The sequence below is a fragment of the Plantibacter sp. Leaf1 genome, from assembly GCF_001421315.1.
Taxonomy (GTDB): domain Bacteria; phylum Actinomycetota; class Actinomycetes; order Actinomycetales; family Microbacteriaceae; genus Plantibacter.
Genome location: NZ_LMJX01000002.1, coordinates 452,874 through 474,520, shown reverse-complemented (window position 1 = coordinate 474,520; position 21,647 = coordinate 452,874). Strand labels below are relative to the sequence as shown.

Sequence of the window (21,647 nt, the reverse complement as noted above, 5' to 3'; positions counted from 1 at the left end):
AGGGTGCCTTTCAGAGCTGAGCTGCGGGATGGGGAGCCACGGCCGCAGGGGTGCTGCGCGCGGGAGTCGGGTAGAGCACGAGCACCAGGCCGAGTCCGATGGTCGCGCCGAGGAGCTCCGCGAGGAGGAACGGGCCGACCGAGGCCGGGGCGATCCCGGCGAAGGTGTCGGTGAACATGCGAGCGATCGTCACGGCCGGGTTCGCGAACGACGTCGAGCTGGTGAACCAGTACGCCGCCCCGATGTAGGCTCCTGCCGCGGCCGCGGTCACCGCGCTCTTCCCGGAGCGGGCCAGGGCGAAGATCACCAGGATGAGGCCCGCGGTCGCGACGACCTCACCGAGCACCGTCCCGGCGCTCGCCCGGTCCGTCGTGGAGAGCGCTGGTTCGGTGTCGAACATCGCCCCAGCCAGCACCGTGCCCGCGGTCCCGCCGACGATCTGCGCGACCAGATACGGCAGCAGGTTCCGCAGCGGCAGCCCATGCGGCGTGCCGCGGTTCACCCACCAGTCGACGAATGAAACGACGGGGTTGAAGTGAGCGCCGGAGACCGGGCCGAGGACGAGGATGAGCACGGCGAGCCCGAGCGCGGTCGTCAGACTGTTCTGCAGTAACTGCAGCCCGACGTCATCCGGGGAGAGTCGCTGCGCCATGATGCCGGAGCCGACGACGATCGCCACCAGGAGTCCGGTGCCGATGAACTCGGCAAGCGTCCGACGCAGCAGATGCGGTCGGACCGGGGTGGGTGCGGGGTTCGGTGGGTTCATGGCGGCATCATCTTGACTCACAACGGTACTTCAGTCAATATTGAAACAATGAACATCGAACGAACTGAAGCCGTCGAAGCACGGGCGGCAAAGCACGCCGCGCTCAGCGATCCCACGCGCTTGCAGATGATCGACCTGCTTACCCTGGGCGACCTGTCCCCGACGGAGATCCGGGTCGCGCTCGGCACCCCGGCCAACCTGCTCACCCATCACCTGAACGTGCTCGAATCCGTCGGCATGATCACCCGGGCGACGTCCGAAGGTGACAAGCGCCGCAGCTACGTCCGTCTTGACCCCGACGGGTTCGAGGGCATGGGGCCGGGAGCTGCGGCCTCAGCGAGTCGGGTCGTGTTCGTGTGCTCGGCGAACTCCGCACGCTCCCAGCTCGCCGCCGCCCTCTGGGCGCGGAAGAGCACCATCCCCGTCGCCTCCGGTGGCACACACCCCGCCGAACAGATCGCGCCCGGCGCGATCGCCGCAGCCGCACGCCACCAGCTCGCCCTCCCGTCGAGCGCGCCGAGCGCACTCGCCACCGTGCTGGGTGTGGACGATTTCGTCATCACGGTGTGTGACAACGCGCACGAGGAGATCGGCGTCACGGGCGATCTGCATTGGTCGATCCCCGACCCGGTGCGCGTCGGCACGGATGCCGCGTTCGACGCCGCCTACATCGATTTGGAGCGCCGCATCGCGGACCTCGCTCCCCGCCTGCTCGCCTCCTGACCAGAAAGCACCCAGCGCCCTCATGACCACACCCAAGCCCGTCGTCCTGTTCATCTGCCAGCACAACGCCGGCCGCTCCCAACTCGGCGCAGCCCTGCTCGAACACCTCGCCGGAGACCGCTTCACCGCCACCTCAGCAGGCCTCGCCCCATCGGATGCCGTGAACCCTGCGGTCGCAGCGACCGTCGCTGAGCTCGGCCTCGACATCACCGACCGGGTACCACGGGCCGTCACTGCCGCCGACCTGGATCAGGCCGACGTCGTGGTGCTCATGAAACCCGGCCTGGCCCTGCCGGCCACCCCTCGCGGCGAGGTTTTGGCCTGGTCGTTCCCGAACCCCGAGGCCTGGGACGTCCAAGCCGTGCGCCCGCTGCGGGAAGCCGTGGCCGAGCAGATCCGCACTGAGCTGCTCACCCGGTAGCACCCGCAGCGAGCGGTCAGGCACTTGCTGGTGCGCGACCGATCTGCAGCACCTGCTCCGGCACCGCGCAGCACGAACCACCCAGCGACGCACCAGCAGCATCGAACAGACCAGCCCCACCGCACACGCCCGTGTCCGGGAGGACCAGTTCCACCCGCTCGGCCGCAGCCTGGTCGCCCGCCAGAGCGGCGACGACGGAGCGCACCTGCTCGTATCCGGTCATCGCGAGGAACGTCGGGGCCCGCCCGTAGGACTTCGCGCCGACGATGTAGAAGTCCGGTTCCGGCTGCGCGAGATCCTTCGCACCGGTCGCTGCGACCGAGCCGCAGGAGTGGAGGTTCGGGTCGACCTCGGCCGCGATGCGCACCGGAGCCTGCAGCGTCGCATCCAGCTCGATCCGCAACTCCGACAGGAACGACAGATCAGGCCGGAATCCGGTCAGCACGATCACCCGATCAGCGCCGGGCAGCTCGCGGCCGTCCTCCGACAGCAACACGGTCTGGTCGCCGTCACGCCTCACGCGCTCGACGCGGAAGCCCGTGACGAGGCGGATGAGGCCACCATCGACGAGTTCCTTCGCCTTCAACCCGAGCGCGCCGCGGGCGGGCAGCTCGTCAGCGTCGCCGCCACCGAAGGTGTTCCCGACCGTTCCCCGACGCAGCACCCAGGTGACCGTGGTGTCTGGGTTGCGGCGCACGATCCGAGCGAGGGCGATGACCGCGGTGACTGCCGAGTGCCCGGACCCCACGACGACGGTGTGCTTGCCCTCGAACCCGGCGCGGTTCCGGAAGTCGGGGATCCGGTAGCTGAGCGTCTCGGACGCGGCCCGTTCCCCGAGTGCCGGCAGACCGTCCGCCCCGGCCGGGTTCGGCGTCGACCAGGTGCCCGAGGCGTCGATGACCGCCCGAGCATCGAGGCGGTACTCGCCGTCTGCGGACTCCACGTGCACCGTGAACGGCTGCTCTGCGCGGCCGGCATCCACCAAGCGATCGCGGCCACGGCGAGACACGCCGACGACGCGTGAACCGAACCGCACCCGCTCGCCGAGGGCATCCGCGAGGGGGGCGAGGTACGAGCTGATCCATTGGGCGCCGGTCGGGTACCCCGTCGTCGGCGCGCTCCACCCGGTCGGCGTGAGCAACCGAGCGGACGCCGCGTCGACCAGCTCGGACCAACCAGAGAACAACCGCACATGACCCCATTCCGACACCGCCGCAGCGGCCGAGGAGCCGGCCTCGAGCACCATCACCGGAACGTCGCGCTCCACCAGGTGCGCTGCAGCAGCCAGACCCTGCGGGCCGGCACCGATCACGATCACGGGCAGCTCGTTCACCATCGTCAACTCCAATCGACAACCATCAATACGACGAGACTGATCGACACATCGACACATGTCAATACGATCTGTCAGAATGTGTCCATGCAGATCGAACTGCCCCTCCTGGAAGCCGACGCCACAGCGTGCTGCACCCCTGTGACCGGCGGAGTGCTCGCGCTCGACGAAGCCGAGCGGATCGCCCACATCTTCAAAGCGCTCGCTGACCCGAACCGCGTCCGGCTGCTGTCATTGATCGCGGCGAGCGAGGGCGGTGAGGCGTGCATCTGCGACCTCACCGAACCCGTCGGGCTGACGCAGCCCACGGTGTCGCACCACATGAAGATCCTCGTCGACGCTGGTCTCGCGACCCGCGAACAGCGCGGCCGCTGGGCGTACTTCCGCGTCATCACCGACGGCCTCGAACGCGCCTCCCAGGCGATCCGTCCGTGACCGGAGCGGTGATGGTCCGACTGCTCGGCGCAGTCGAGTGACGATGCGTGGGCGACGGACCGACCGGTCGGTATCTGCCTGAGCTCGGGTCAGCGCAGGCGGCCACCGGTGAACGCACCGGACGCGGCGAGGAGCGTGTCGATCGGCGTGTCGATCGCCACCTCGCCGACCTGGAAGCCCAGCTTGGCGAGTCGTGCGAAGGCCGCCTGCGAGAGGGTGGTGGTGACGCCGGGGGACTGCGCCGTCACCCCGGGCAGGAGGTGGAAGGTGAGGATCCGCCACCGGCCGCGCGAGCGCGTCGAGACGCGCTCGACCGCACCCCAGGGGAGGAAGACCTCGCCCTGCTGGATGCTGCCGCTGAGGCCTGCCGCGTCGAGGGTCATCACCGTGCGGGTCACGGACTGTGCACCCCGCACGGTCGCCAGCTGCAGCGCGAGGAACAGCATGAACCACGAGACGACGATGAACACCAGCCCGGACAGCGCACCCAGCCCGAACCCGCTGACCGAGGCGGTGAAGGCTGCCAGCAGGACGCCGATGATCGGGATCAGGCCGGCGCACACGAGAGCCATCACGAATGCGGGTCGGGTCGCCCGCTCGGTCCGCACCGGGTCGGAACCGACGACGAGCGGTGGGAAGGAGGACGGTGCACCAGTCATGAGGACAGTATGCCGCGCGTGTCGGACAGGGGTTCGGAGCCAGTCCTGCATGCTGGGAGTACCGGGACGAGCCGCCGGCTGGACGATCTGAACGGAGAACACGGTGAAGCAGGTCGGCCTGTCCACGAGGGTGCTGCTCGTCTGCGCTGCGTTCGCCGCCGTGCACCTGTTGCTCCACGTCGCGACGGGGACGTTCCTCGCGGTGTTGGCGCCGACGTCCCCGCCGTTGTACGCGCTCGGCGCGGGCATCCACGGTGTGCTCCCGTTCGTGGCGCGCCGGTACACGGGCGTCGTCGGCAGTGCGACGGTCACCGCGGGCATCGCAGGACTCCTCATCGCGGCGACCAGCCCCTCGGGCGTCGTCATCCTCGTCCCGTTCCTGCTCACCGGTACCATCATCGACCTCGTCGTCTGGAAGGTCGACCGCGGGAACCGGGGTCCGCGGTCAGTCCAGGCCAGGTACCTGCTCGCCGCGGTCATCCTCGGTGCTGCGCTGTTCGGCGTCTCGCTCGCGGTCTTCTCACCGGAGCACCTCACGGTGCCCATCGTCCTGGGGACGCTCCTCGGACGCATCGTCGGTGAGGTCGCCGCCGCCGTGCTCTCGGGGATGATCGCCCGGGCGCTCCAGCGAGCCGGCGTCGGGACACGGTCACGTCGAGCTTCGTCGTCACGGCGATAGGGGAGAGAGCACCGCTCCGCAGTGCTCGAGAGCTCCGAGGCGGGGTGACTCAGGACGTCGGGCGGACGAACCGCTCCCGCGGCGTACGGGTACCGGCGAGGAACTCGGTCAGGCCCGCGCCGAAGTCCATCGATGAGCCCACGAAGAGCACGCTCTCGTCCGGCGCGACGTAGATCTTGCCGCCGCCGCGAACCGTGTGCACGACGCACACCCCGGCATCGTCCTCGAGCGGGATCGAACGCACTTCGGGATCCTGGGTGAGCTGCCGCATATAGCGAGTGCCCACCGCGGTGAGACGGTCGATGGTGGAGTCGGCGGTCATCGTCGGTCCTGTCGTCGGAGGGTCACGGGAGGGCGGGGTCGGGGAACGGCCCGGTGAAGACGGCGGCGTCCCGGTGATCCCACCAGGGTAGATCGCTGCCCCGGATCCGCCAGCGGTCGACACTCCCAGCGGGTCATGGCACTCCGCCCGGAGCGCCACGGTGATCGACGCGGATCCCGAGCCGGTCGACGCCTCTCACGTCCCGGGCCGATCGGAACGTCGTCCGGCGAGGCTTCGGGTCGCCGCGTTACCCTCGGCTCATGGACGCGGACTGGATCGAACATCGACGCTCAGGCGACGGCGAACGGTTGGGCTGGATGCTGCCCGACGGTGACGGATTCATCGTGATCGACCTTTTGGGGCGCCGGAGAACCGGGGCGGTGGACTGGATGGAGGCCGAGGAGACTCTCGACGAGATCGGGTTGAGCTATCTTGCCGAGCCTCATGAGCTCCGCCTGGACGACGGCTCGTGGTTGCGGGTCCGCATCGCAGAGGTCTCGCCGACCGGCATCCGGGTGAAGAAGGACGACTGGGGCGACTTGCGCGCGACGCAGCTGTACACCGACGTGTCCTTTCCCGTGAGTGACGATCGGCTTCGACCGACGCGCCAGTGCACGTCGCCCGAGGTCTGAGCGGTCACCGATGAACGAGACGAACCGACCGCCGAGCCTCGGCCAGCGGATCGCCGCCTGGGTCGGCCTGTCGCCAGCATCTTCCGCTCGGGCCGGTAGCGGAGGCACGAGGGCGACGGGTCCTCGAGTCACTTCGACCGGATTCCCCGAGCCGGTGGGCCCGGCGCCCCGCCACAACGACCCCGAGCTGGTCATCCCGACCATCGAGGCCGAGCTGCAGCCCCTCGCCCGTGAGCTGCTCGGGGCGGGGTTCGCCGTGATCGAGGCCTGGGGGCCGGTGCAGATGGCGTGCGCGGGGTTGCTCCTCGAGCGGGACGGGACGCAGGTGCTGTTCGATGCTGAGCGCGGGATGACCTCGGCCCACCTGATCCGTGACGGACGGAACATCTGGCTCGGTGCTGCGGTCGCCGCGTGGGCTCGGTCTTCGAACGGCGACGGCGAGCCGAACGTGCCCGGCTTCACCCCCTGGTCGTTGATCTCGCTGTTCACCTGGGAGCAGCGCGAGAACCGCAAAGCCGGCGCCCAGCAGGAGACGCGGTACGGACTTGCCGTGTGCGCCTGGTTCGCCAACGCCGATCTCGGCGCGATCGATGCCGTCGAAGCCGAGCGGCGTGCACTCGACGCGTCGAGCCGATCCATCGCGAGACCGACTCCCGAGGAGACGGCCGAGGTGGTCGCCGCCCGGTACGCCGATGCCCTCGATCGGTACTTCGCGGGTCACGGCCCAGGAGCGCCGTCGGACCGCTGAGGCGGCTGAGGAAAGGCGCGCGATCATGCCGGTGTGTTCGTTGATGGTGGAGGTGATGGATGAGGGCTGAATCGGCTTCGGGTGGCGCCAGGAACGCTCGACCGCGATCGTCCGTGTCCGGGCGGGTGGTCACCGTGCTCGTCCTCGTCATCCTGACCGGGTTCTCCGGACTGCTGGGCGCCACCGCAGTGCAGCGTCTCGTCACCGATCTCACGGCCACCCAGACCTCGGTGACGGCGCAGGTGATCGGCGAGGACACGGAACGCGTCATGGAAGGCAACAGCCGCAACCGCCACTGGGTCGAGTACCGGACGGTGAGCGTCGACTACCCGACGGCGAACGGAACGCAGCGGGCCGTCGTGCGCAGCGACGACGCGCGGGTCGGTGGGTCCGTCACAGCGTGGGTGGACGACGGGACGGGTGAGGTCCGCCTGGACCAGCCGAGCCCGCCCGACCTCTGGCAGTGGATCTGGGCGGTCGTGTTCGTAGGCCTCACGATCGCCTTCGCCTGGGGGCTCGTGGTCGTCGTCCGCAACCGTCCGCGCGCTAGCATCTCGGAATGACTTCTGACGTGGACCTGGGCCGCGGAGTGGTGCTCCGCGCCGTGACGATCGACGACTCGGCCGCGCTCGCCGAGGCGTACCGCAAGAATCGCGACCATCTGGCCCCGTGGGACCCGGAACGATCCGAGGCGTTCTACACCGAGAGTGGCCAGGAGTCCGCCACCCGGCAGCTCCTGCTCGATCAGGAGGCCGGGACGGCCCTGCCACTGGTGCTCGCGGAGGCGTCGCGCATCGTCGGGCGGGTCAACCTCACAGGGATCGTGCGGGGCGCCTTCCAGAGCGCGAACCTGGGGTACTGGATCGACGCCGATCATGCGGGTCGAGGGTTGATGACGGCCGCCGTCGGTGACGCCGTCGACCTGGCCCGTGATGACCTCCGGCTGCACCGGATCCAGGCGGGGACCCTGCCGCACAACGTCGCATCGCAGACGGTCCTCAAGCGATGCGGGTTCGTCGAGTTCGGGCTCGCCTCGGAGTACTTGCGTATCGCGGGCCGATGGCAGGACCATCGCCTGTTCCAACGCATCCTTACGAGGTAGCGGGTCGCGAGCGTCGTCCGACCGGCGGCGAAGGACGCGTTCTCCGGCTGAGCCGCTGGTCGTCGACTCGGGGTCGGCATGTGCAGGGGCGCCGCGGCGTCACCGGTGTCGGCGGTCCGTCATAGCTTCGGATCGTGTCGGAACGTGTGGAATCGTGGTGGGCCCGCCGCCAATGGTCGAAGGGCCTCGAGACGCCCTATCCGGTCGGCGCCTATCGGCACGCGTGGGCGCCGTTCCCCGCGCTGTGGCGCCAGTACCACGCCGATCTCAACGCAGGGATCGTCCTCAGCCAGGTGCCGCCGGCGGCCGACGTCCTGCTGCAGTGGCAGTGCGACCGCGGACACCGCTTCGTCGCGACCCCGGCGGAGCAGCGCTCGCGGCCCGGGAGGGAGCGCCGCCGGAGCGCCTGGTGTCCGGAGTGCTCCGACGAGGCGAACCCGTCCAGGGCCGTCGCCCTACCGATGCGGGAATCGGTGACCGATCCGGTACCCGCAGGCGCCGGTGTCGTCCGGGAGCGTCGCGGTCGCCGTCAGGCGTCGCTGTGTGACAAGACGCCGGACCTGCCGGTGGGGGAGGCGTTCACCTCTGCGTGTGCACCGAAGCCGGCTTCCGCCGTCGAGGACCGGCTCCGCGCGGACGTCTACGAGCGTCTGGCCCTGACCACCGGCATGAACGCCGTACGCGTCCAACGCCCGTTCTTCAACCACGTCGAGGTTTGGCCCGACCTGGTCTTCCCGGAACTCCGCATCGCGATCGAGTACGACAGCATCGGCAGGCACGGTGTCGAGCACGTCGGTCGCCGCGAGGAGGCCGACCGACGGAAGGACCGCGCGCTGCGGTCCGCCGGCTGGGAGGTCGTCCGCCTCCGCACCGGGAAGCTCGAACCCCTCGGGCCGCACGACCTGCAGCTCACCTCATGGAACGGCCGGGCCCTCGACCGGCTGGTCGAGACGCTCAGAACCGTCCGCGGCCCGCTGCTGGTCGACGCGTATCTGCGCTGAAGCATGGCGGCCCGACCGGAGTGGCGCAGCGACGGATCGGGCACGGAGTTGCACCTGCCGTAGCGTCATGTGGTGCAGTGGTCATATCCCGCCCACCGAGGAAGGACCACCATGTTCTCGTCATTCACCCCGCCACGCCAGGTCACGATCGGCGGTGCCGCCGCCTTCGTCGGCACCACGCCGCGAGCGATCCGTCACTACCACCAGATCGGTCTGCTTCCGGAGCCCGAGCGGGGGAGTGACGACCGCCGCCGCTACGGCTACGAGGAGATGATCCAGCTGCTGTGGATCCGCCGGATGGCCGACGCCGGTATCGCCCTCGACGACATCCGAGACGCCTTCGCGGCCGTGTCCGACACCGCCGATCAGGACGGCGACGTCACGCAGACCTTGGATCGACTGGAGGCGTCGCTCGTCGCCAAGCAGGCCGAACTCGAGCTGCAGCGCACCGCCGTCCAGCGCATGCGAGCGCAGGGCAGCCGGCTGGGCCTGCTCTCCGACCTGGTGAGCGATCGCCTCGCGGATCTGCCCGAAGGGACGCTCCGGCAGGACGACCTCGACACCCTGCTCGTGACCGAGCGGATCTTCGGCGAACTCAGCGCGTCCGTCCAGGCGTCGCGCTTCATCGCCCTGGCCACCCACCCCGAGTTGCGCGAGGAGGCCGACCGGGTCGACGCCGCCGAACAGGCGCTCGATGACACGGTCGCCGTCGACGACCCCCGCGTGGCGGAGGTGGCGGCCGAGCGGCACGCCTTCGAGACCGCTCTCAACACGGTGATCGAGGACTCCGGCCTGGCGCAGGCGGACGACGAGCGGTTCGAGGCATGGGACGAAGCACACCCTGTCCCCGACGACGGTGCCGGCGCGACGTGCGGGACGACGAGCCTCACCGAGGCGGTGCGGATGATGCCCTACGACTTCTCCCGTGCACGCCTCCGGAGCATGGAACTGGCGCTGGAGCTCGACGTCCTCGACACGGCCTGAGGCGCAGCGCCCCGTGATCGACCATCGCGAGGCGTGAGGGGCCGGGCCGGCGTCGTCGATGCGGTCGGTCGTCCGCTGGCGGCCTGCGAGGATTGGTGCATGCGTGTACTGGTTGCCGGCGGGTCCGGCGTGCTCGGCCGAGCGGTGATTCCGAGGTTGCTCACACTGGGCCATGAGGTCAGCGCGACGTCACGATCGACCGAGAAGCTGGGTGCGCTCGAGCAGCTCGGAGCGACAGGGGTGGTTCTGGACGCCCGCGACCGCGATGCGACGGCTGCGGCCGTCCGGCGCGCAGCACCCGAAGCGATCCTGCACCTCATGACCGACCTCGGCACGGGGGACTCGGCGAGTAACGCGCTGCTTCGATCCGAGGGCACCCGGAACCTGGTCGACGCGGCACGTGCGGCGGGCGTGCGGAGGATCGTCGGACAGAGCATCTCGTGGATCCACCCGCCCTCAGCACTCCCAGCGATCGAGACCGACCCGCTGGATCTGGACGCGCCTGAGCCTCGTCGCTCGACGGTCCAAGCGGTGCAGGCACTCGAGACGGCCGTCCGCGACCTTCCGCAGAGCGTGGTGTTGCGCTTCGGGCAGCTGTACGGCGCAGGCACGTGGTACTCGCGAGCCGGCCGGTTCGCCGAAGCCGCTCGGTCGGGGGCGTTGCCCGCGACGGAGACCGTGACCTCCTTCGTGCACGTCGACGACGCGGCGGCGGCCGTCGTCGAGGCCCTCGGGTGGCCGACCGGCGTGTGGAACATCGTGGACGACGAACCCGCTCCCGGGACCGAATGGGCGCCCGTCTTCGCTCACGCGGTCGGGGCACCGGCGCCCACGGCGGAGCGAACGGGTGATGTCGGCCGGCCGGTGTCGAACGACCGCGCTCGAGCGCAGGGCTTCACGCTCCGCCACCCCAGCTGGCGCGCAGGCTTCGCGACGCTCTGACGAGTGGGTCGAGGATTGGCGGCCCGGCGTCGTTGGTGATCGTCGCCGGCTGAGCCGCCCCTCAGACATGCAGCCGTGCTGCCAGCCGTCATGGTGGCGATGCCCGCCGGGAGCTGAGCCGATGTCTCGGGTGGCGGGACGCGGTCCGGACGCGATTCCGGTGGGTTCGGTCCGAGCGGTCCGGGCGCTGGTACGCCCGCGGACCATCGCCTCAGCCGATGGGAGACAGCAGCGGTTCGTGGCACGTTCACCTCCCGTTCCGTCCCGAGCCGCGCCCCGTCCTCTTCGATGTCCTCCGGGCCCCGTTATCTGGGTGTCGCCCCGAACCGTTCGGGGCGTTTTCCTCTGGGGGTAGCCGTGGCTCGCCGATCGTTGTCACCGAAGCGGTCTCGATGGTTCCAGCGCCTGTACGTCTGGGTGGTCGTCGGGATGATCGCCGGCATCGTCGTCGGATTCCTCGCCCCCGACTTCGGTGCGTCGCTCGAGCCGGTCGGCGACGCCTTCATCGCGCTGATCACGATGCTGCTCGGCCCGATCATCTTCTGCATGGTCGTCGCGGGCATCGCAGCGGTCCACGACCTGCGCAAGCTCGGCGCGGTGGCGTTGCGGTCGTTGATCTACTTCGAGATCGTTACGACCATCGCCATGGTCTTCGGCCTCGTCGCCGTCAACGTCGTCCGCCCCGGCGCCGATCTGCGCGTCGACCCCGCGTCGCTCGAGGTGTCCGCGGACGCCGCGGAGCGGATCGACGCGGCGAAGGGGCTGCACTGGTCCGACTACTTCACCCAGCTAATCCCGTCGAACATCGTCGAGAGTTTCGCAGCCGGTTCGATCCTGCAGATCCTCGTCTTCTCCGTGCTGTTCGGCATCGCCCTCACGGTCGTCGGAGAACCGGCGAAGATCGTCGCCCGCGGTGTCGAACGACTCAGCATGGTGCTGTTCACGATCGTTCGCTTCGTCACCTATCTCGCACCGATCGGTGTCTTCGGGGCGATGGCGTACACCGTCGGTGCCCACGGCGCCGCGGTGATCGCCGGGCTGGTCAAGCTCATCCTCACCTTCTACGGGACCTCCGCGCTCTTCATCGTGATCGTCCTCGGCGGCATCCTGCTGCTCGCCCGCCTGAATCCGCTGTACACCCTGCGGTACTTCCGCGAGGAGGTCCTCCTCGCCCTCGGGGCGTCGTCGTCCGAGGTCGCCCTGCCCGGGATCATCCGCAAGCTCGAGGCCATCGGCGTGGACAAGGGCACCGCGGGTGTCAGCGTGAGCGCCGGCTACTCCTTCAACCTCGACGGCACCTCCATCTACCTGTCGCTCACCACGGTGTTCATCGCCCAGGCGCTCGGTATCGACCTCGACCTCGGACAACAGCTGCTGCTGCTCGCCATCATGCTGCTCTCCTCCAAGGGCACGGGAGGCGTCACCGGTGGTGGCTTCGTGATGCTGAACGCGACGGTCGCATCGACCGGTCTCATCCCCATCGCCGGCACCATGCTCGTCCTCGGGATCGACCGCTTCATGTCGGAGTGCCGAGCCGTGGTGAACTCCCTGGGCAACGCCGTCGCCGGTCTGGTGATCGCCCGCTGGCAGGGGGAGATCACGCCGGGAGCGGCCAACGCGTTCATGCGCGGGCGCGACGTGCCCCCATCCTCTGAACCGGACGAGGCGCCTGCGGTGATCGGATCCGACCTGGCCGAGCGGAGCACCCGGTGACGCTGAACCTGCAACGCCTGCAGACCTTCATCCACGTCGTCGACCTCGGAGGGGTGACGGCGGCAGCCCGGGCCATGGACGTCGCGCAGTCGTCCGTCTCCGCAGCGGTCGGTCAGCTCGAGACGGACGTCTCCGCCCAACTGATCGATCGGGGAGCACGACGCTTCCAGGTCACCGATGCGGGACGGGCCCTCGTCGACCATGGTCGCGCGCTGCTCGTGAGCGCGGAGGAGGTGCTCGACGGCGTCGCCCGAGCGCGTGACGCGCCCGTCGGCGGCCTGCTGCGGGCCGGCGCCACGACCACCGCTGCAGAGCACGTCCTGCCGGCGGCGTTGGCCGGCTTCCTCGCGAGCCACCCGGACGTCGATGTGGACGTCACCGTCGCGCGGACGGAGCAGATCGTCGCTCAGGTGATCGACGGTGCGCTCCCGTTCGCCCTGATCGCGGGAGTCAGCGACGACCCGAGACTCCACTGCGAGCCGATCGCGATGGAGGAGCAGGCGGTCATCATCTCGCCCGAGCATCTCCTGGCCGGCCAGCGGATCGATCCGGCGATGCTGCGCGGTACGCGTCTGCTCCTCCGCGAGCGAGGATCCGGGACCCGCGAGCATCAGTTGCAGCTCGCAGCCCGCTGGCAGATCCCCGCGGTGCAGCACAGCACCCTCACGGGCACCTCGGCGATCCTCGCGGCGGTCGCACACGGCCTCGGGATCACCTGCCTGTCACGATCCATCGTCGACGTCCACCTGCGGGCCGGCGCGGTCGCCGAGGTCGAATTCCCGACCCCGGTTCCTCCGCGGGTCATCTCGCTCATCAGCCGCCCAGTCCGCACCCCGTCCCTCCTCGAGGAGCTCTTCCTCGACCACCTGAAGAAAGGCCGCTCCGCATGAGCACCGTCACCGTCAACGACCGCACCTACACGATCCCCGAACGCACCGTCGTCGTCTTCACCGTCGACGGTGGTGACCCGCGCTACTTCGACGACGCCCTCAGGCGGGACATCATGCCGCGCCTGGCGGCGATGCTCGCCGCGGGCGGCTCGTACGCGCTCGGTGCCTCCGAGATGCCGAGCCTCACCAACCCCAACAACATCTCCATCGTCACCGGCGTCTCACCGGCGATCCACGGCATCCCGGGGAACTACTGCCGGCTCCCCGACGGCACGCTCGAGTTGCTGAACGATCCACGGTTCCTTCGCGCGCCGAGCATCCACGCGGCGTTCGAGGCCGCCGGGGTGCCCACCCTCATGGTGACCACGAAGGACAAGCTCCGCCTGCTGCTCGGCAACGGTGGTGTCCCGTCAGTCAGTGTCGAACGTGCCGCCGGCGCCAGCCTCGACGCCTATGGCATCGACGACGTCGAGCAGCTCGTCGGTGAGTCGGCACCCGGCGTGTACGAACCGCGAGCGAGCCACTACGCGATGCGCATCGGCTTGGCTGCCCTCCGGCACACCCCGGGACTGAAGCTCATCTACGTCTCGCTCACCGACCGGGTACAGCATGCGGCCGCACCGGGGGAGGACCTCGCCGACGAGTTCTTCGTCGAGTTCGACCGACTCCTCGGCGACTACCTCGATGCCGGATGCCTGATCGCGATCACCGCTGACCACGGGATGAACAGCAAGCACGATGCCACCGGTGCAGCACGCGTCATCTACCTCGAGGACACCCTGCGCGACGCGGGCATCGCCTTCGACGAGATCGTGCTGCCGATCACCGACCCGTACACCAAGCACCACGGCGCGCTCGGCTCCTTCGCCTGGATCTACCTCGCCGACGCCGACCGCGAACGCGCCCGTCGAGCCCTGACGGCGGTCCCCGGCATCGAGGAGGTGTGGGACCGGGAGGCCTCTGCCACGATCTACGAACACCCCTTCGACCGCATCGGCGACCTCGCCGTCACCGCCGCCGCCGACACCGCGCTCGGCCGGACGGCTTCCGCCCACGACCTCACGCAGCTCCACGGTGCGCTGCGCTCGCACGGTGGTCGGTACGAGCAGCTCGTCCCGCTCATCATCAGTGGACCGGTGACCGGACCGCTCGCCGAACGCTACGCGGCGAACGTGCTGCGCAGCCGCGACATCCACGATCTCATCCTCAACAACACCTGATCCGTCGGGCGCCTCGGCGAGGCCATCGGTGAAGGCACGACCGGTCGGGTCGGCGGATGGGGAGCGGTCCCCATCCGCCCGGCCGCGCGGGACCAGTAGCGTGTGGCCATGAGGAAACGCACAGCACTCGTCGGCGTACTCGCCATCACCGTCTCGCTCACGGGATGTGCACGGGGGATCGACACGGACGACTCCGGGAGCACCGCGCTCGTTGAGGAGTTCTTCGCACACCTCGAAGCGGGCGAGGCGACGGAGGCGGCGGCGTTGACGACGATCGACTTCCCCGACGAGTTCGTCGACGACGACTTCTACCGCGCATCCGACGCCTTGCCGACCGACGCACGTATCGTCGAGACGAGGGGCTATGACTCCGGAGGATTCAGGGCGACCGTCGAGTACACCTTCGACGGTGCCGAAGCACCTGGCACGCTCGAACTCTCGGTGTCGCGCGAAGACGGCGAGCTCCGGATCACCGGCTGGCGCGGCGACACCCCGATCACGATCGGCGGCATCGAGTCCGCCGCGACCGTGACCGTCAACGACCGGCTGGAGTACCCGCTCGCCGAGGACGGCGCCGAGCTGCAACTCCTCCCCGGTGCGTACGGCGTGAGGTACGAGGATCCGACCGGCCTCACCAAGCTGCTCGGCACGGAGGACGCGTTCACCGCCTATGTCCCCGACCTCGGGGGCGACGAGGGCCGGGCCGACTTCAGCTTCTCGCCGGCGTTCACAGCGGATGTCGAACCGGGACTCGCCGCCGTGGTCGAGGGGCTGCAGGCTGCATGTGCGGCCGAGCGATTCGTCGGGCCGTCCTGTCCGGCCGAGCTGACCGCTTCGCTGCCGGGACCGCTGGGGGAGGCCGTGACCGCGCAGTGGTTCCGCGAGCCGGGTCCCGTGATCACGCTGACCGATGGCGAATACCACGCGACGTCGACCTTCCGCGTCCGCTTCTCCGACGATGAGCTCCCCATCACGACGGTCTCCTACACCGGCGTGCTGACCCGGGACCCGGCCGGCGCGATCGCCTTCACCCCGGAGCCGTCGAGCAGTTCGCCGCAGACCAGCGCGCGGTAGGCTCGCGGCGCGGCGGCGTCCGGCGGCGGTCTGACCGACGGCCACCGAGATCGTGTTGACGCGGCCCCCATCATGGCGGCAGCGTATGGGCCCTTCCTACACCTCGGATAAGGACCTCGACGAGGCGGCCTCGAAGCCGGGGTCAGGACCGCGCCGAGAGGATCGGGGCTTCGATGAGCCGCTCGGTCTCCTCCCAGATGAACGCCCCCAGTGCCGGATCGAGGCTGATGGGCGGCGCGGGGACCACGCGAGGGGTTCCGACCTCGCGCCGTTCCGGACCGATGTACGCCAGGGACGGGAGCTCGGGAGTGCTTGCGGCGAGGACGGCCGATCGGGCCGCCTCGTGTTTGCCGGCGACGATCCGAGAGAAGAGCGGGCCGATCACGGCGGCTGCGGCCCGGACGAATGCGCTGCGCTGGTGAACGCCGGACCGGTCGACGGTGAGGGCGTCGATGGCGGCTCCGGGATGGACGACGATCGACCGCGTCGAGTGGCCCTGGGCTTCGAGCCGACGGGCCAGCTCGAATCCGAACAGCTGCACGGCGTGTTTGGAGTTCGTGTACGCGATGCGGGGTCGGTAGTCACGCTCGGAGAGCCAGTCCGACCGGTCGAAGGGATGGGTCGCCGCGACGAGGCTGCCCTGGTGGACGACTCGGGCACCGACCGTTCGCTCGAGCGCGGGCAGGGCGTGCCGGAGGAGCTCCGCGTGAGCGAGGTGGTTGACGCCCATGGTGTGCTCGATGCCGAACGGCCCGACTCGGCGCGCCCGCGCCGGACCCACCACGCCGGCGTTCAGCACGAGTGCGTCGAGGCGGTCGAGCGCGGCCAGGTGCGCTCCCGCCGAGCGGACGGTGTCGACGTCGTCGAGGTCCGCCGTCAGGGCGTGATGGCGGTGCGGGTGGGGGAGCAGCTCGATCACCGTGCGTGCTCGAGCCGGGGAGCGTCCGATCACGATGATCTCGGCCCCGAGCGCGGCCAGCTGTTCGGCGATGAAGTACCCCACGCCTGAAGTGGCTCCGGTGACCGCGATGACGCAAGAGTCCAGTCGTTCAGTGGTCATAGCAGGTCGTCCTCCGGTCGGGAATATGCTTCGAGTCTTGAATCACCTGCTGACCATAACACTTCAAGTCTCGAAGGGGCTGCTACGGTTTCCCCATGGACCTGAGGACCGCGGACACGGCTTCCGCCCTGCTGGCGGCGTACGACGTCACCGCCCGCACGACGGAGTCGGTGACGCCCGCGCTCGACGAGTTGGGCCTCACCATGAACACCGCCTACGCGTTGTGGATGGTCGACCCCGATGTGGACGCGTTGCCGATGAAGGAGCTCGCCGCACGCATGCACTGCACCCCGCAGAACGCGACGTTCCTCTACGGGCAGCTCGAGCAACGGGGGCTCGTGGAGCGCCGCCCGGACGCCTCGGACGGCCGACAGCGCGTCGTCTCCCTGACGGCACGCGGCGGCACGGTCAGGGCGTCGATGATCGAGGCGGTGCTCCGGCACAGTCCGCTCAACGGCCTCACCCAGCGGGAACTCGCGGTGGTCGGTCGTCTCCTCCTGAAGGCCGCCCGCTCAGGCGCGTAGCGCGACCGCGACGGCAACGTGGACGGAGCCCGCGCCTCGCTCAGCCGGCGTGGAGGGTGTACCCGACGCCGTAGACGGTGACCAGCCTGGCCGGGCGCTGCGGATCGGTCTCGATCTTCGCCCGGAGGTTCTTCACGTGGGTGTCGATGGTGCGGTCGCCGATCCAGCGATCCGTGCCGTGGAGCCGGTCGAGCAGGCGGGCGCGGCTGAGGACGATGCCGGGATGCAGCGCGAACTCCTCGAGGAGGTCGAACTCGGCGCGTGTGAGGTCCAGCGGTCGCTCCCCGAGGGTGGCTTGATGCCGGTCCGGGTCGATCTCGAGGTCGCCGACGGCGATGACCGTCGACGTCGGCGTCGCCCGCCGCGCGCGCCTCAGGAGGGCACGGACCCGAGCGACCAGTTCGCGGGGGCTGTACGGTTTCGCGAGGTAGTCGTCGGCGCCGAGCTCGAGCCCGAGCAGCAGGTCGTTCTCCGTCGAGCGGGCGGTGAGCAGCAGGATCGGCAGGTCGAACTCTTCCTCGCGCAGCGTCCGGCAGACCGTGAGGCCGTCGGCGCCGGGGAGCATCACGTCGAGGACGAGCAGGTCCGGCGTCGAGCGGCGCACCTCCGCGAGCGCCTCGGCACCGTCCGCGAGCACCGTCACGTCGTGCCCCTCGCGTTCGAGGTAGCGGCGCACGAGCTCCGACTGCAGGGCATCGTCCTCGACGATCAAGACTCTGGTCACGTTCCGATCCTAGGCACGGGCCCGGCATGCGGTCGGGCTCGGCACCGTTCGCTCACAAGTCGCTCACATCCGGTGACGAGGGTGGGTCGTAGCCGTCCACACCTGAGGAGGAACCGTGCCACGCACCACCCATCGATCCTTGACCGCCGCAGCGGGGGCCCTGGCGCTCCTGGCGGGACTCACCGCCTGCTCCGCACCCGCCTCCGACCAGGGGGCCGACGGCGGTATCGCGACCCTGGAGACCGCCGCTCCGACCCCGACCGAGGCCGTCGACCCGCTCTTCGCGGAGTACGGCGAGCCCGTGCGCCTGCGTCTCGACATGTCGGATGAGGAGGAGGCGGAGGCCTGGAAGCCGCGGGACCGCTGTCTCGCGGACCACGGCCCGGCGATGCCGGACGCTCCGACGGGCGGCGACGGCGGCTCGGTCAGCGGCGGCGTCGCCGAGGATCTCGCGGGGGTCGCCGAGGCCGAGGCGCTCTGTCTGCGCGTGGCGCCGTTGCCCCCGTGGGAGCTCGATGCGCAGAACCCCGATGCGCTGCGGTTCGTGCAGCGCGTGGTGGACTGCCTGCGCGACCGCGGCGTGCGAGAGGTCGAGATCACCGAAGCGGACCCGTTCGGCCGGATCAACCTCGCTTTCGGCGGCGAGTCGAACGACGCCACCTCGATCTCGCTCGGGATGCAGTACGTGGACGCCTGCATGGCCTCCACCTCGGACGGGAGCGCCGAATGACGAGGCCGCGACGGCGCACCGTGCTCATCGGTTCGCTCGTCCTCTGCGCCGTCCTCGCGACGGGGGCCGGGGGAGCCGCCCTGCTGCTCCGCCCCGCCGCCGATGCGGCTCCGGTCGAGCCGACGGCCGCACCGGCCACCGTGGTCGTCGAGCGGGGAGAGCTCGTCCAGACCGCCCGCCTCGACGGCGCCGTCGGGTTCGGTACCGCGGTGCCCGTGACGACGAAGGCCGACGGCATCATCACCGGCCTGCCCCCGGTCGGCGGTGTCCTCGACCGCGGATCCGTGGCGCTGCGCGCGAACGAGCGACCGGTCGCGGTGCTGATCGGCGAGCTTCCGCTCTATCGCGCGATCGACGGCTCCGGGATGGAGGGGGCGGACGTGAGCATGGTCGCGTCGAACCTCATGGAGCTCGGGTACCTCAGCCGGAGTGATCCGGCGGACTTCGAGACCGGGGAGGCGTTCGGCGAAGCCGTGCGGGACTGGCAGGAATCGCTCGGCCTGGAATGTACCGGCACGCTGGGACCTGCCGATGTGATCGTCCTGAGCGCGCCGAGTCGTATCGCCGCCGTGACCGCACGCCTCGGCGACCCGGCGGGTGGGCAGCCGTTCATGGTCACGCCCACGACCCGCGTCGTCGAGGCGTCGGTCCCGGCCAAGGACGCGGGCGTCATCGGCGCCGGTGCGAAGGCCACGATCGAGTTGCCCGACGGGCGCACCGTCGGCGGATCCATCGTCACGGTGACCACGACCGGCGAAGGAGCCGAGGCGAAGGTGCGTGCGGTCGTGGCGATCGACGATCAGGCCGCGCTCGACGGTGTCGACGCGGCCGCCGTGACCGTCCGGGTCGCCACCCGCTCCGTGCGGGACGTGCTGATTGTTCCTGTGGCGGCCCTCGTCGCGCTCGCGGAAGGCGGGTACGCCCTGCAGGACGAGCGCGGTCGACTCCACGGGGTCGAGATCGGGCTGATCGCGGACGACCGCGTCGAGGTCAGCGGTGGTGGGATCGACGCCGGGATGACCGTGGTATCGGCACGATGACGACGCCGGCGCTCGAACTCGAGCACGTCAGTCGCATCCACCCCGGCGGGGTCGCCGCGCTGGACGACGTCTCCCTGCGGATCGACGCGGGTGAGCTCGCCGCGATCGTCGGGCGCTCCGGCGCCGGCAAGTCGACGTTGCTCAACGTGCTGGGCACGCTCGACCGGCCCACCACCGGCGTGGTCCGCATCGGCGGTGTCGACACCCGTGAGCTCACGGATCGGGCACTGTCCGACGTACGGGGGAGCTCGATCGGGTTCGTCTTCCAGGGGTTCCACCTGTCCGACGGCGTGACCGCCGAACAGAACGTCGTCACGGCGCTGCTCTACAGCGGCGTTCCGAGGCGGGAACGCCGCGACCTCGCCTGCGCGGCGCTCGAGCGGGTGGGCCTCGGACACCGGATCGGGCACGCTGCGCAGGACCTCTCCGGCGGTGAACGGCAGCGGGTCGCCATCGCCAGGGCGATCGTGACCGACCCGCTCGTCGTCCTCGCCGACGAACCGACCGGCGCCCTCGACACCGCGAACGGCGAGCGCGTGCTCGGGCTGCTCGAACGGTTGCACGAGGAGGGGACCACCGTCGTCGTCATCACCCACGACGTCGAGCTGGCCGCACGGCTGCCGCGTCGGATCGAGCTGCGCGACGGTCGCATCATCACCGACACCGACATCGATGCACACACCGAGAGGATGGCCCATGCGTGAGCCCCGCAGACGTCTCGACCTCCGAGACCTCCTGGAGGTCGGCACGGTCGGCCTCCGTACCCGACCCCTTCGTGCCGTGCTCTCGACGATCGGCATCGCCATCGGCATCGCGACCCTCGTGACCGTCACCGCCGTGCCCGCCTCCTCGCAGGCCGCGCTCGACGAGCAGCTCACGGCGCTCGGGGCAGACCTGTTGCGTGCCGATCCCCGTGCCGGCGCCGACGGGTCGCCCGTCCCGCTGCCCGACGAGGCCCTCGGCATGCTGCAGCGCATCGGAACCGTGACCGACGCCGCGACGGTCGGGAACACCCACGCCCCGGTTCGCAGCAACGTGTTCCGCGGGTACCCGGAGACCGGATTGACCACGCTCGCCGTGCGCGGTGACCTCCGAGGGGTGCTGCGGACCGAGGTGACCTCCGGCCGCTGGCTCGATCGGAGCGACCTGCCGACGGCGGTGCTGGGCATCGACGCAGCCGAGCGGTTGGGCCTGTCACGGCTGCCCGATCGGCCGGTCACGATCGATGTCGGCGGCGTCGCGTTCACCGTCGTCGGCGTGCTCGCGAAGACGCCGCTGTCCGCCGACGTGCAGTCGGCGGTCCTCGTCGACGACGCTGCCGCACAGCGCTGGCTGGGTTTCGACGGCGCACCGACGGTCGCCTACGTCACGGGTGTCGAGGCGTCGATCGACGCCCTGCGTCCCGTCGTCGCCGCCACCCTCTCGCCCGGGGCGGGCGGACTCGTGCAGGTGAGTCAGCCCTCGGCCGTGCTCGCCGCGAAAGCCGCGGCCCGGTCGAGCTTCGACGGCCTGTTCCTCGCACTCGCCGCCGTCGCGCTCGTCATCGGTGGCATCGGCGTCGCGAACACGATGTTCGTCTCCGTGCTGGAACGTCGCCGGGAGATCGGATTGCGGCGAGCGCTCGGCGCACACCGGGGTCAGATCCAGGCGCAGTTCCTCGTGGAGGCGGTCACGCTCTGCGCGCTGGGTGGTGCGACGGGCGTGGTGCTCGGTCTGCTCGGCACCTGGGCGTGGAGTGGTCTGCAGCACTGGCCGCTGGTCGTCCCGGTGGAGACGATCCTGTCCGGGATGGCCGCCGCACTGGTGACCGGTGCCGTCGCCGGGCTCGCCCCGTCCATCCGTGCCGCTCGGCAGTCACCGACCGCGGCCCTCGCCGCGACCTGATCGCGTGACGTGGCGATCGGGGCATGGATGCGAACCGGGAC

General features: G+C 70.2%; 26 protein-coding genes. 20 read left to right on the top strand and 6 right to left on the bottom strand.

Translation table 11 applies throughout. From position 1 onward, the window contains the following. Nucleotides 1-10: 10 nt before the first annotated feature. Nucleotides 11-766, bottom strand: coding sequence for an MIP/aquaporin family protein (locus ASE44_RS04445; protein WP_056006247.1), 756 nt, complete (start codon nt 764-766; stop codon nt 11-13). 48 nt (nt 767-814) lie between these two features. On the opposite strand from ASE44_RS04445, the gene ASE44_RS04440 reads away from it, so the two are divergent. Both ASE44_RS04440 and ASE44_RS04435 read left to right on the top strand, forming a co-directional pair. After that, nucleotides 815-1,489 (top strand): helix-turn-helix domain-containing protein, encoded by a 675-nt coding sequence (locus ASE44_RS04440; protein WP_056006244.1) that lies wholly within the window; start codon nt 815-817, stop codon nt 1,487-1,489. 22 nt (nt 1,490-1,511) lie between these two features. Next, a complete protein-coding gene (locus ASE44_RS04435; protein WP_056777764.1) occupies nt 1,512-1,910 on the top strand; it encodes a low molecular weight phosphatase family protein in 399 nt (132 codons plus the stop codon). 16 nt (nt 1,911-1,926) lie between these two features. Here the strand turns inward: ASE44_RS04435 and ASE44_RS04430 are convergent, their stop codons facing one another. Next, nucleotides 1,927-3,246, bottom strand: a complete 1,320-nt coding sequence (locus ASE44_RS04430; protein ID WP_056006237.1) for an NAD(P)-binding domain-containing protein — start codon at nt 3,244-3,246, stop codon at nt 1,927-1,929. An 84-nt stretch (nt 3,247-3,330) separates the two neighbouring features. Between ASE44_RS04430 and ASE44_RS04425 the strand changes: the two genes are divergently transcribed. Beyond that, complete coding sequence (locus ASE44_RS04425; protein WP_200921011.1) at nt 3,331-3,678, top strand: metalloregulator ArsR/SmtB family transcription factor; 348 nt, start codon at nt 3,331-3,333, stop codon at nt 3,676-3,678. A gap of 89 nt (nt 3,679-3,767) precedes the next feature. Here the strand turns inward: ASE44_RS04425 and ASE44_RS04420 are convergent, their stop codons facing one another. Beyond that, entirely contained in the window at nt 3,768-4,337 is a 570-nt protein-coding gene (locus ASE44_RS04420) for a hypothetical protein (protein WP_056777760.1), read from the bottom strand. 103 nt (nt 4,338-4,440) lie between these two features. Here ASE44_RS04420 and ASE44_RS04415 point away from each other — a divergent pair, with 103 nt between their 5' ends. Next, entirely contained in the window at nt 4,441-5,016 is a 576-nt protein-coding gene (locus ASE44_RS04415) for a hypothetical protein (RefSeq protein ID WP_056777757.1), read from the top strand. A gap of 49 nt (nt 5,017-5,065) precedes the next feature. Here the strand turns inward: ASE44_RS04415 and ASE44_RS04410 are convergent, their stop codons facing one another. Continuing rightward, a complete protein-coding gene (locus ASE44_RS04410; RefSeq protein ID WP_056006227.1) occupies nt 5,066-5,338 on the bottom strand; it encodes a hypothetical protein in 273 nt (90 codons plus the stop codon). 260 nt (nt 5,339-5,598) lie between these two features. Here ASE44_RS04410 and ASE44_RS04405 point away from each other — a divergent pair, with 260 nt between their 5' ends. From ASE44_RS04405 to ASE44_RS04355, 11 genes are all read left to right on the top strand, one after another. After that, the gene (locus tag ASE44_RS04405; protein WP_056777754.1) at nt 5,599-5,970 is read left to right on the top strand and encodes a hypothetical protein; all 372 of its coding nucleotides are present in this window, start codon (nt 5,599-5,601) and stop codon (nt 5,968-5,970) included. Between the two features lie 10 nt (nt 5,971-5,980). Then, nucleotides 5,981-6,718 carry a hypothetical protein gene (locus ASE44_RS04400; protein ID WP_157579789.1) on the top strand — a complete coding sequence of 246 codons (738 nt, stop codon included), beginning with the start codon at nt 5,981-5,983 and terminating at the stop codon, nt 6,716-6,718. Between the two features lie 59 nt (nt 6,719-6,777). Beyond that, complete coding sequence (locus ASE44_RS04395) at nt 6,778-7,281, top strand: hypothetical protein (protein ID WP_157579788.1); 504 nt, start codon at nt 6,778-6,780, stop codon at nt 7,279-7,281. Beyond that, on the top strand, nt 7,278-7,820 hold the full coding sequence (locus ASE44_RS04390) for a GNAT family N-acetyltransferase (protein WP_056777745.1): 543 nt from the start codon (nt 7,278-7,280) through the stop codon (nt 7,818-7,820). The genes ASE44_RS04395 and ASE44_RS04390 overlap by 4 nt, the downstream gene beginning before the upstream one ends. A gap of 134 nt (nt 7,821-7,954) precedes the next feature. Next, nucleotides 7,955-8,821 carry a hypothetical protein gene (locus ASE44_RS04385; RefSeq protein WP_056777742.1) on the top strand — a complete coding sequence of 289 codons (867 nt, stop codon included), beginning with the start codon at nt 7,955-7,957 and terminating at the stop codon, nt 8,819-8,821. Between the two features lie 111 nt (nt 8,822-8,932). Next, nucleotides 8,933-9,805 carry a MerR family transcriptional regulator gene (locus tag ASE44_RS04380; RefSeq protein WP_056777738.1) on the top strand — a complete coding sequence of 291 codons (873 nt, stop codon included), beginning with the start codon at nt 8,933-8,935 and terminating at the stop codon, nt 9,803-9,805. 99 nt (nt 9,806-9,904) lie between these two features. Beyond that, the gene (locus ASE44_RS04375) at nt 9,905-10,747 is read left to right on the top strand and encodes an NAD(P)-dependent oxidoreductase (protein ID WP_056777736.1); all 843 of its coding nucleotides are present in this window, start codon (nt 9,905-9,907) and stop codon (nt 10,745-10,747) included. Nucleotides 10,748-11,104: 357 nt separating this feature from the next. After that, the gene (locus ASE44_RS04370) at nt 11,105-12,460 is read left to right on the top strand and encodes a cation:dicarboxylate symporter family transporter (protein ID WP_162235732.1); all 1,356 of its coding nucleotides are present in this window, start codon (nt 11,105-11,107) and stop codon (nt 12,458-12,460) included. Then, entirely contained in the window at nt 12,457-13,350 is an 894-nt protein-coding gene (locus ASE44_RS04365) for a LysR family transcriptional regulator (RefSeq protein ID WP_056777731.1), read from the top strand. Before ASE44_RS04370 ends, ASE44_RS04365 begins: the two co-directional genes overlap by 4 nt. After that, nucleotides 13,347-14,570, top strand: a complete 1,224-nt coding sequence (locus ASE44_RS04360; protein ID WP_056777729.1) for an alkaline phosphatase family protein — start codon at nt 13,347-13,349, stop codon at nt 14,568-14,570. Before ASE44_RS04365 ends, ASE44_RS04360 begins: the two co-directional genes overlap by 4 nt. Before the next feature lie 108 nt (nt 14,571-14,678). Beyond that, nucleotides 14,679-15,644 (top strand): hypothetical protein, encoded by a 966-nt coding sequence (locus tag ASE44_RS04355; RefSeq protein ID WP_056777726.1) that lies wholly within the window; start codon nt 14,679-14,681, stop codon nt 15,642-15,644. A 142-nt stretch (nt 15,645-15,786) separates the two neighbouring features. Here the strand turns inward: ASE44_RS04355 and ASE44_RS04350 are convergent, their stop codons facing one another. Then, on the bottom strand, nt 15,787-16,704 hold the full coding sequence (locus tag ASE44_RS04350; protein WP_082455786.1) for an SDR family NAD(P)-dependent oxidoreductase: 918 nt from the start codon (nt 16,702-16,704) through the stop codon (nt 15,787-15,789). Nucleotides 16,705-16,799: 95 nt separating this feature from the next. Between ASE44_RS04350 and ASE44_RS04345 the strand changes: the two genes are divergently transcribed. Further along, on the top strand, nt 16,800-17,228 hold the full coding sequence (locus tag ASE44_RS04345) for a MarR family winged helix-turn-helix transcriptional regulator (RefSeq protein WP_056777719.1): 429 nt from the start codon (nt 16,800-16,802) through the stop codon (nt 17,226-17,228). Between the two features lie 40 nt (nt 17,229-17,268). On the opposite strand, the gene ASE44_RS04340 is transcribed toward ASE44_RS04345, so the two are convergent. Beyond that, nucleotides 17,269-17,952: a response regulator transcription factor gene (locus ASE44_RS04340; RefSeq protein WP_200921009.1), complete on the bottom strand. Its 684-nt coding sequence runs from the start codon at nt 17,950-17,952 to the stop codon at nt 17,269-17,271. A 115-nt stretch (nt 17,953-18,067) separates the two neighbouring features. On the opposite strand from ASE44_RS04340, the gene ASE44_RS04335 reads away from it, so the two are divergent. Genes ASE44_RS04335 through ASE44_RS04320 form a run of 4 tightly spaced genes read left to right on the top strand, consistent with a single transcriptional unit; the run spans nt 18,068 to nt 21,606 of the window. Next, nucleotides 18,068-18,682 carry a hypothetical protein gene (locus ASE44_RS04335; RefSeq protein ID WP_157579787.1) on the top strand — a complete coding sequence of 205 codons (615 nt, stop codon included), beginning with the start codon at nt 18,068-18,070 and terminating at the stop codon, nt 18,680-18,682. Continuing rightward, a complete protein-coding gene (locus ASE44_RS04330; protein WP_082455784.1) occupies nt 18,679-19,722 on the top strand; it encodes a peptidoglycan-binding protein in 1,044 nt (347 codons plus the stop codon). Before ASE44_RS04335 ends, ASE44_RS04330 begins: the two co-directional genes overlap by 4 nt. Continuing rightward, nucleotides 19,719-20,426, top strand: coding sequence for an ABC transporter ATP-binding protein (locus tag ASE44_RS04325; RefSeq protein ID WP_056777709.1), 708 nt, complete (start codon nt 19,719-19,721; stop codon nt 20,424-20,426). The genes ASE44_RS04330 and ASE44_RS04325 overlap by 4 nt, the downstream gene beginning before the upstream one ends. Beyond that, nucleotides 20,419-21,606, top strand: a complete 1,188-nt coding sequence (locus tag ASE44_RS04320; protein ID WP_056777707.1) for an ABC transporter permease — start codon at nt 20,419-20,421, stop codon at nt 21,604-21,606. The genes ASE44_RS04325 and ASE44_RS04320 overlap by 8 nt, the downstream gene beginning before the upstream one ends. The last annotated feature ends 41 nt before the right edge of the window (nt 21,607-21,647 follow it).

What these genes read in the sequence shown, in the direction of transcription:
- ASE44_RS04445 (WP_056006247.1), bottom strand. Translation starts at nt 766, where the DNA reads ATGAACCCACCGAACCCCGCACCCACCCCGGTCCGACCGCATCTGCTG.
- ASE44_RS04440 (WP_056006244.1), top strand. Translation starts at nt 815, where the DNA reads ATGAACATCGAACGAACTGAAGCCGTCGAAGCACGGGCGGCAAAGCAC.
- ASE44_RS04435 (WP_056777764.1), top strand. Translation starts at nt 1,512, where the DNA reads ATGACCACACCCAAGCCCGTCGTCCTGTTCATCTGCCAGCACAACGCC.
- ASE44_RS04430 (WP_056006237.1), bottom strand. Translation starts at nt 3,246, where the DNA reads ATGGTGAACGAGCTGCCCGTGATCGTGATCGGTGCCGGCCCGCAGGGT.
- ASE44_RS04425 (WP_200921011.1), top strand. Translation starts at nt 3,331, where the DNA reads ATGCAGATCGAACTGCCCCTCCTGGAAGCCGACGCCACAGCGTGCTGC.
- ASE44_RS04420 (WP_056777760.1), bottom strand. Translation starts at nt 4,337, where the DNA reads ATGACTGGTGCACCGTCCTCCTTCCCACCGCTCGTCGTCGGTTCCGAC.
- ASE44_RS04410 (WP_056006227.1), bottom strand. Translation starts at nt 5,338, where the DNA reads ATGACCGCCGACTCCACCATCGACCGTCTCACCGCGGTGGGCACTCGC.
- ASE44_RS04405 (WP_056777754.1), top strand. Translation starts at nt 5,599, where the DNA reads ATGGACGCGGACTGGATCGAACATCGACGCTCAGGCGACGGCGAACGG.
- ASE44_RS04400 (WP_157579789.1), top strand. Translation starts at nt 5,981, where the DNA reads ATGAACGAGACGAACCGACCGCCGAGCCTCGGCCAGCGGATCGCCGCC.
- ASE44_RS04395 (WP_157579788.1), top strand. Translation starts at nt 6,778, where the DNA reads ATGAGGGCTGAATCGGCTTCGGGTGGCGCCAGGAACGCTCGACCGCGA.
- ASE44_RS04390 (WP_056777745.1), top strand. Translation starts at nt 7,278, where the DNA reads ATGACTTCTGACGTGGACCTGGGCCGCGGAGTGGTGCTCCGCGCCGTG.
- ASE44_RS04380 (WP_056777738.1), top strand. Translation starts at nt 8,933, where the DNA reads ATGTTCTCGTCATTCACCCCGCCACGCCAGGTCACGATCGGCGGTGCC.
- ASE44_RS04375 (WP_056777736.1), top strand. Translation starts at nt 9,905, where the DNA reads ATGCGTGTACTGGTTGCCGGCGGGTCCGGCGTGCTCGGCCGAGCGGTG.
- ASE44_RS04360 (WP_056777729.1), top strand. Translation starts at nt 13,347, where the DNA reads ATGAGCACCGTCACCGTCAACGACCGCACCTACACGATCCCCGAACGC.
- ASE44_RS04355 (WP_056777726.1), top strand. Translation starts at nt 14,679, where the DNA reads ATGAGGAAACGCACAGCACTCGTCGGCGTACTCGCCATCACCGTCTCG.
- ASE44_RS04350 (WP_082455786.1), bottom strand. Translation starts at nt 16,704, where the DNA reads ATGACCACTGAACGACTGGACTCTTGCGTCATCGCGGTCACCGGAGCC.
- ASE44_RS04345 (WP_056777719.1), top strand. Translation starts at nt 16,800, where the DNA reads ATGGACCTGAGGACCGCGGACACGGCTTCCGCCCTGCTGGCGGCGTAC.
- ASE44_RS04330 (WP_082455784.1), top strand. Translation starts at nt 18,679, where the DNA reads ATGACGAGGCCGCGACGGCGCACCGTGCTCATCGGTTCGCTCGTCCTC.
- ASE44_RS04325 (WP_056777709.1), top strand. Translation starts at nt 19,719, where the DNA reads ATGACGACGCCGGCGCTCGAACTCGAGCACGTCAGTCGCATCCACCCC.
- ASE44_RS04320 (WP_056777707.1), top strand. Translation starts at nt 20,419, where the DNA reads ATGCGTGAGCCCCGCAGACGTCTCGACCTCCGAGACCTCCTGGAGGTC.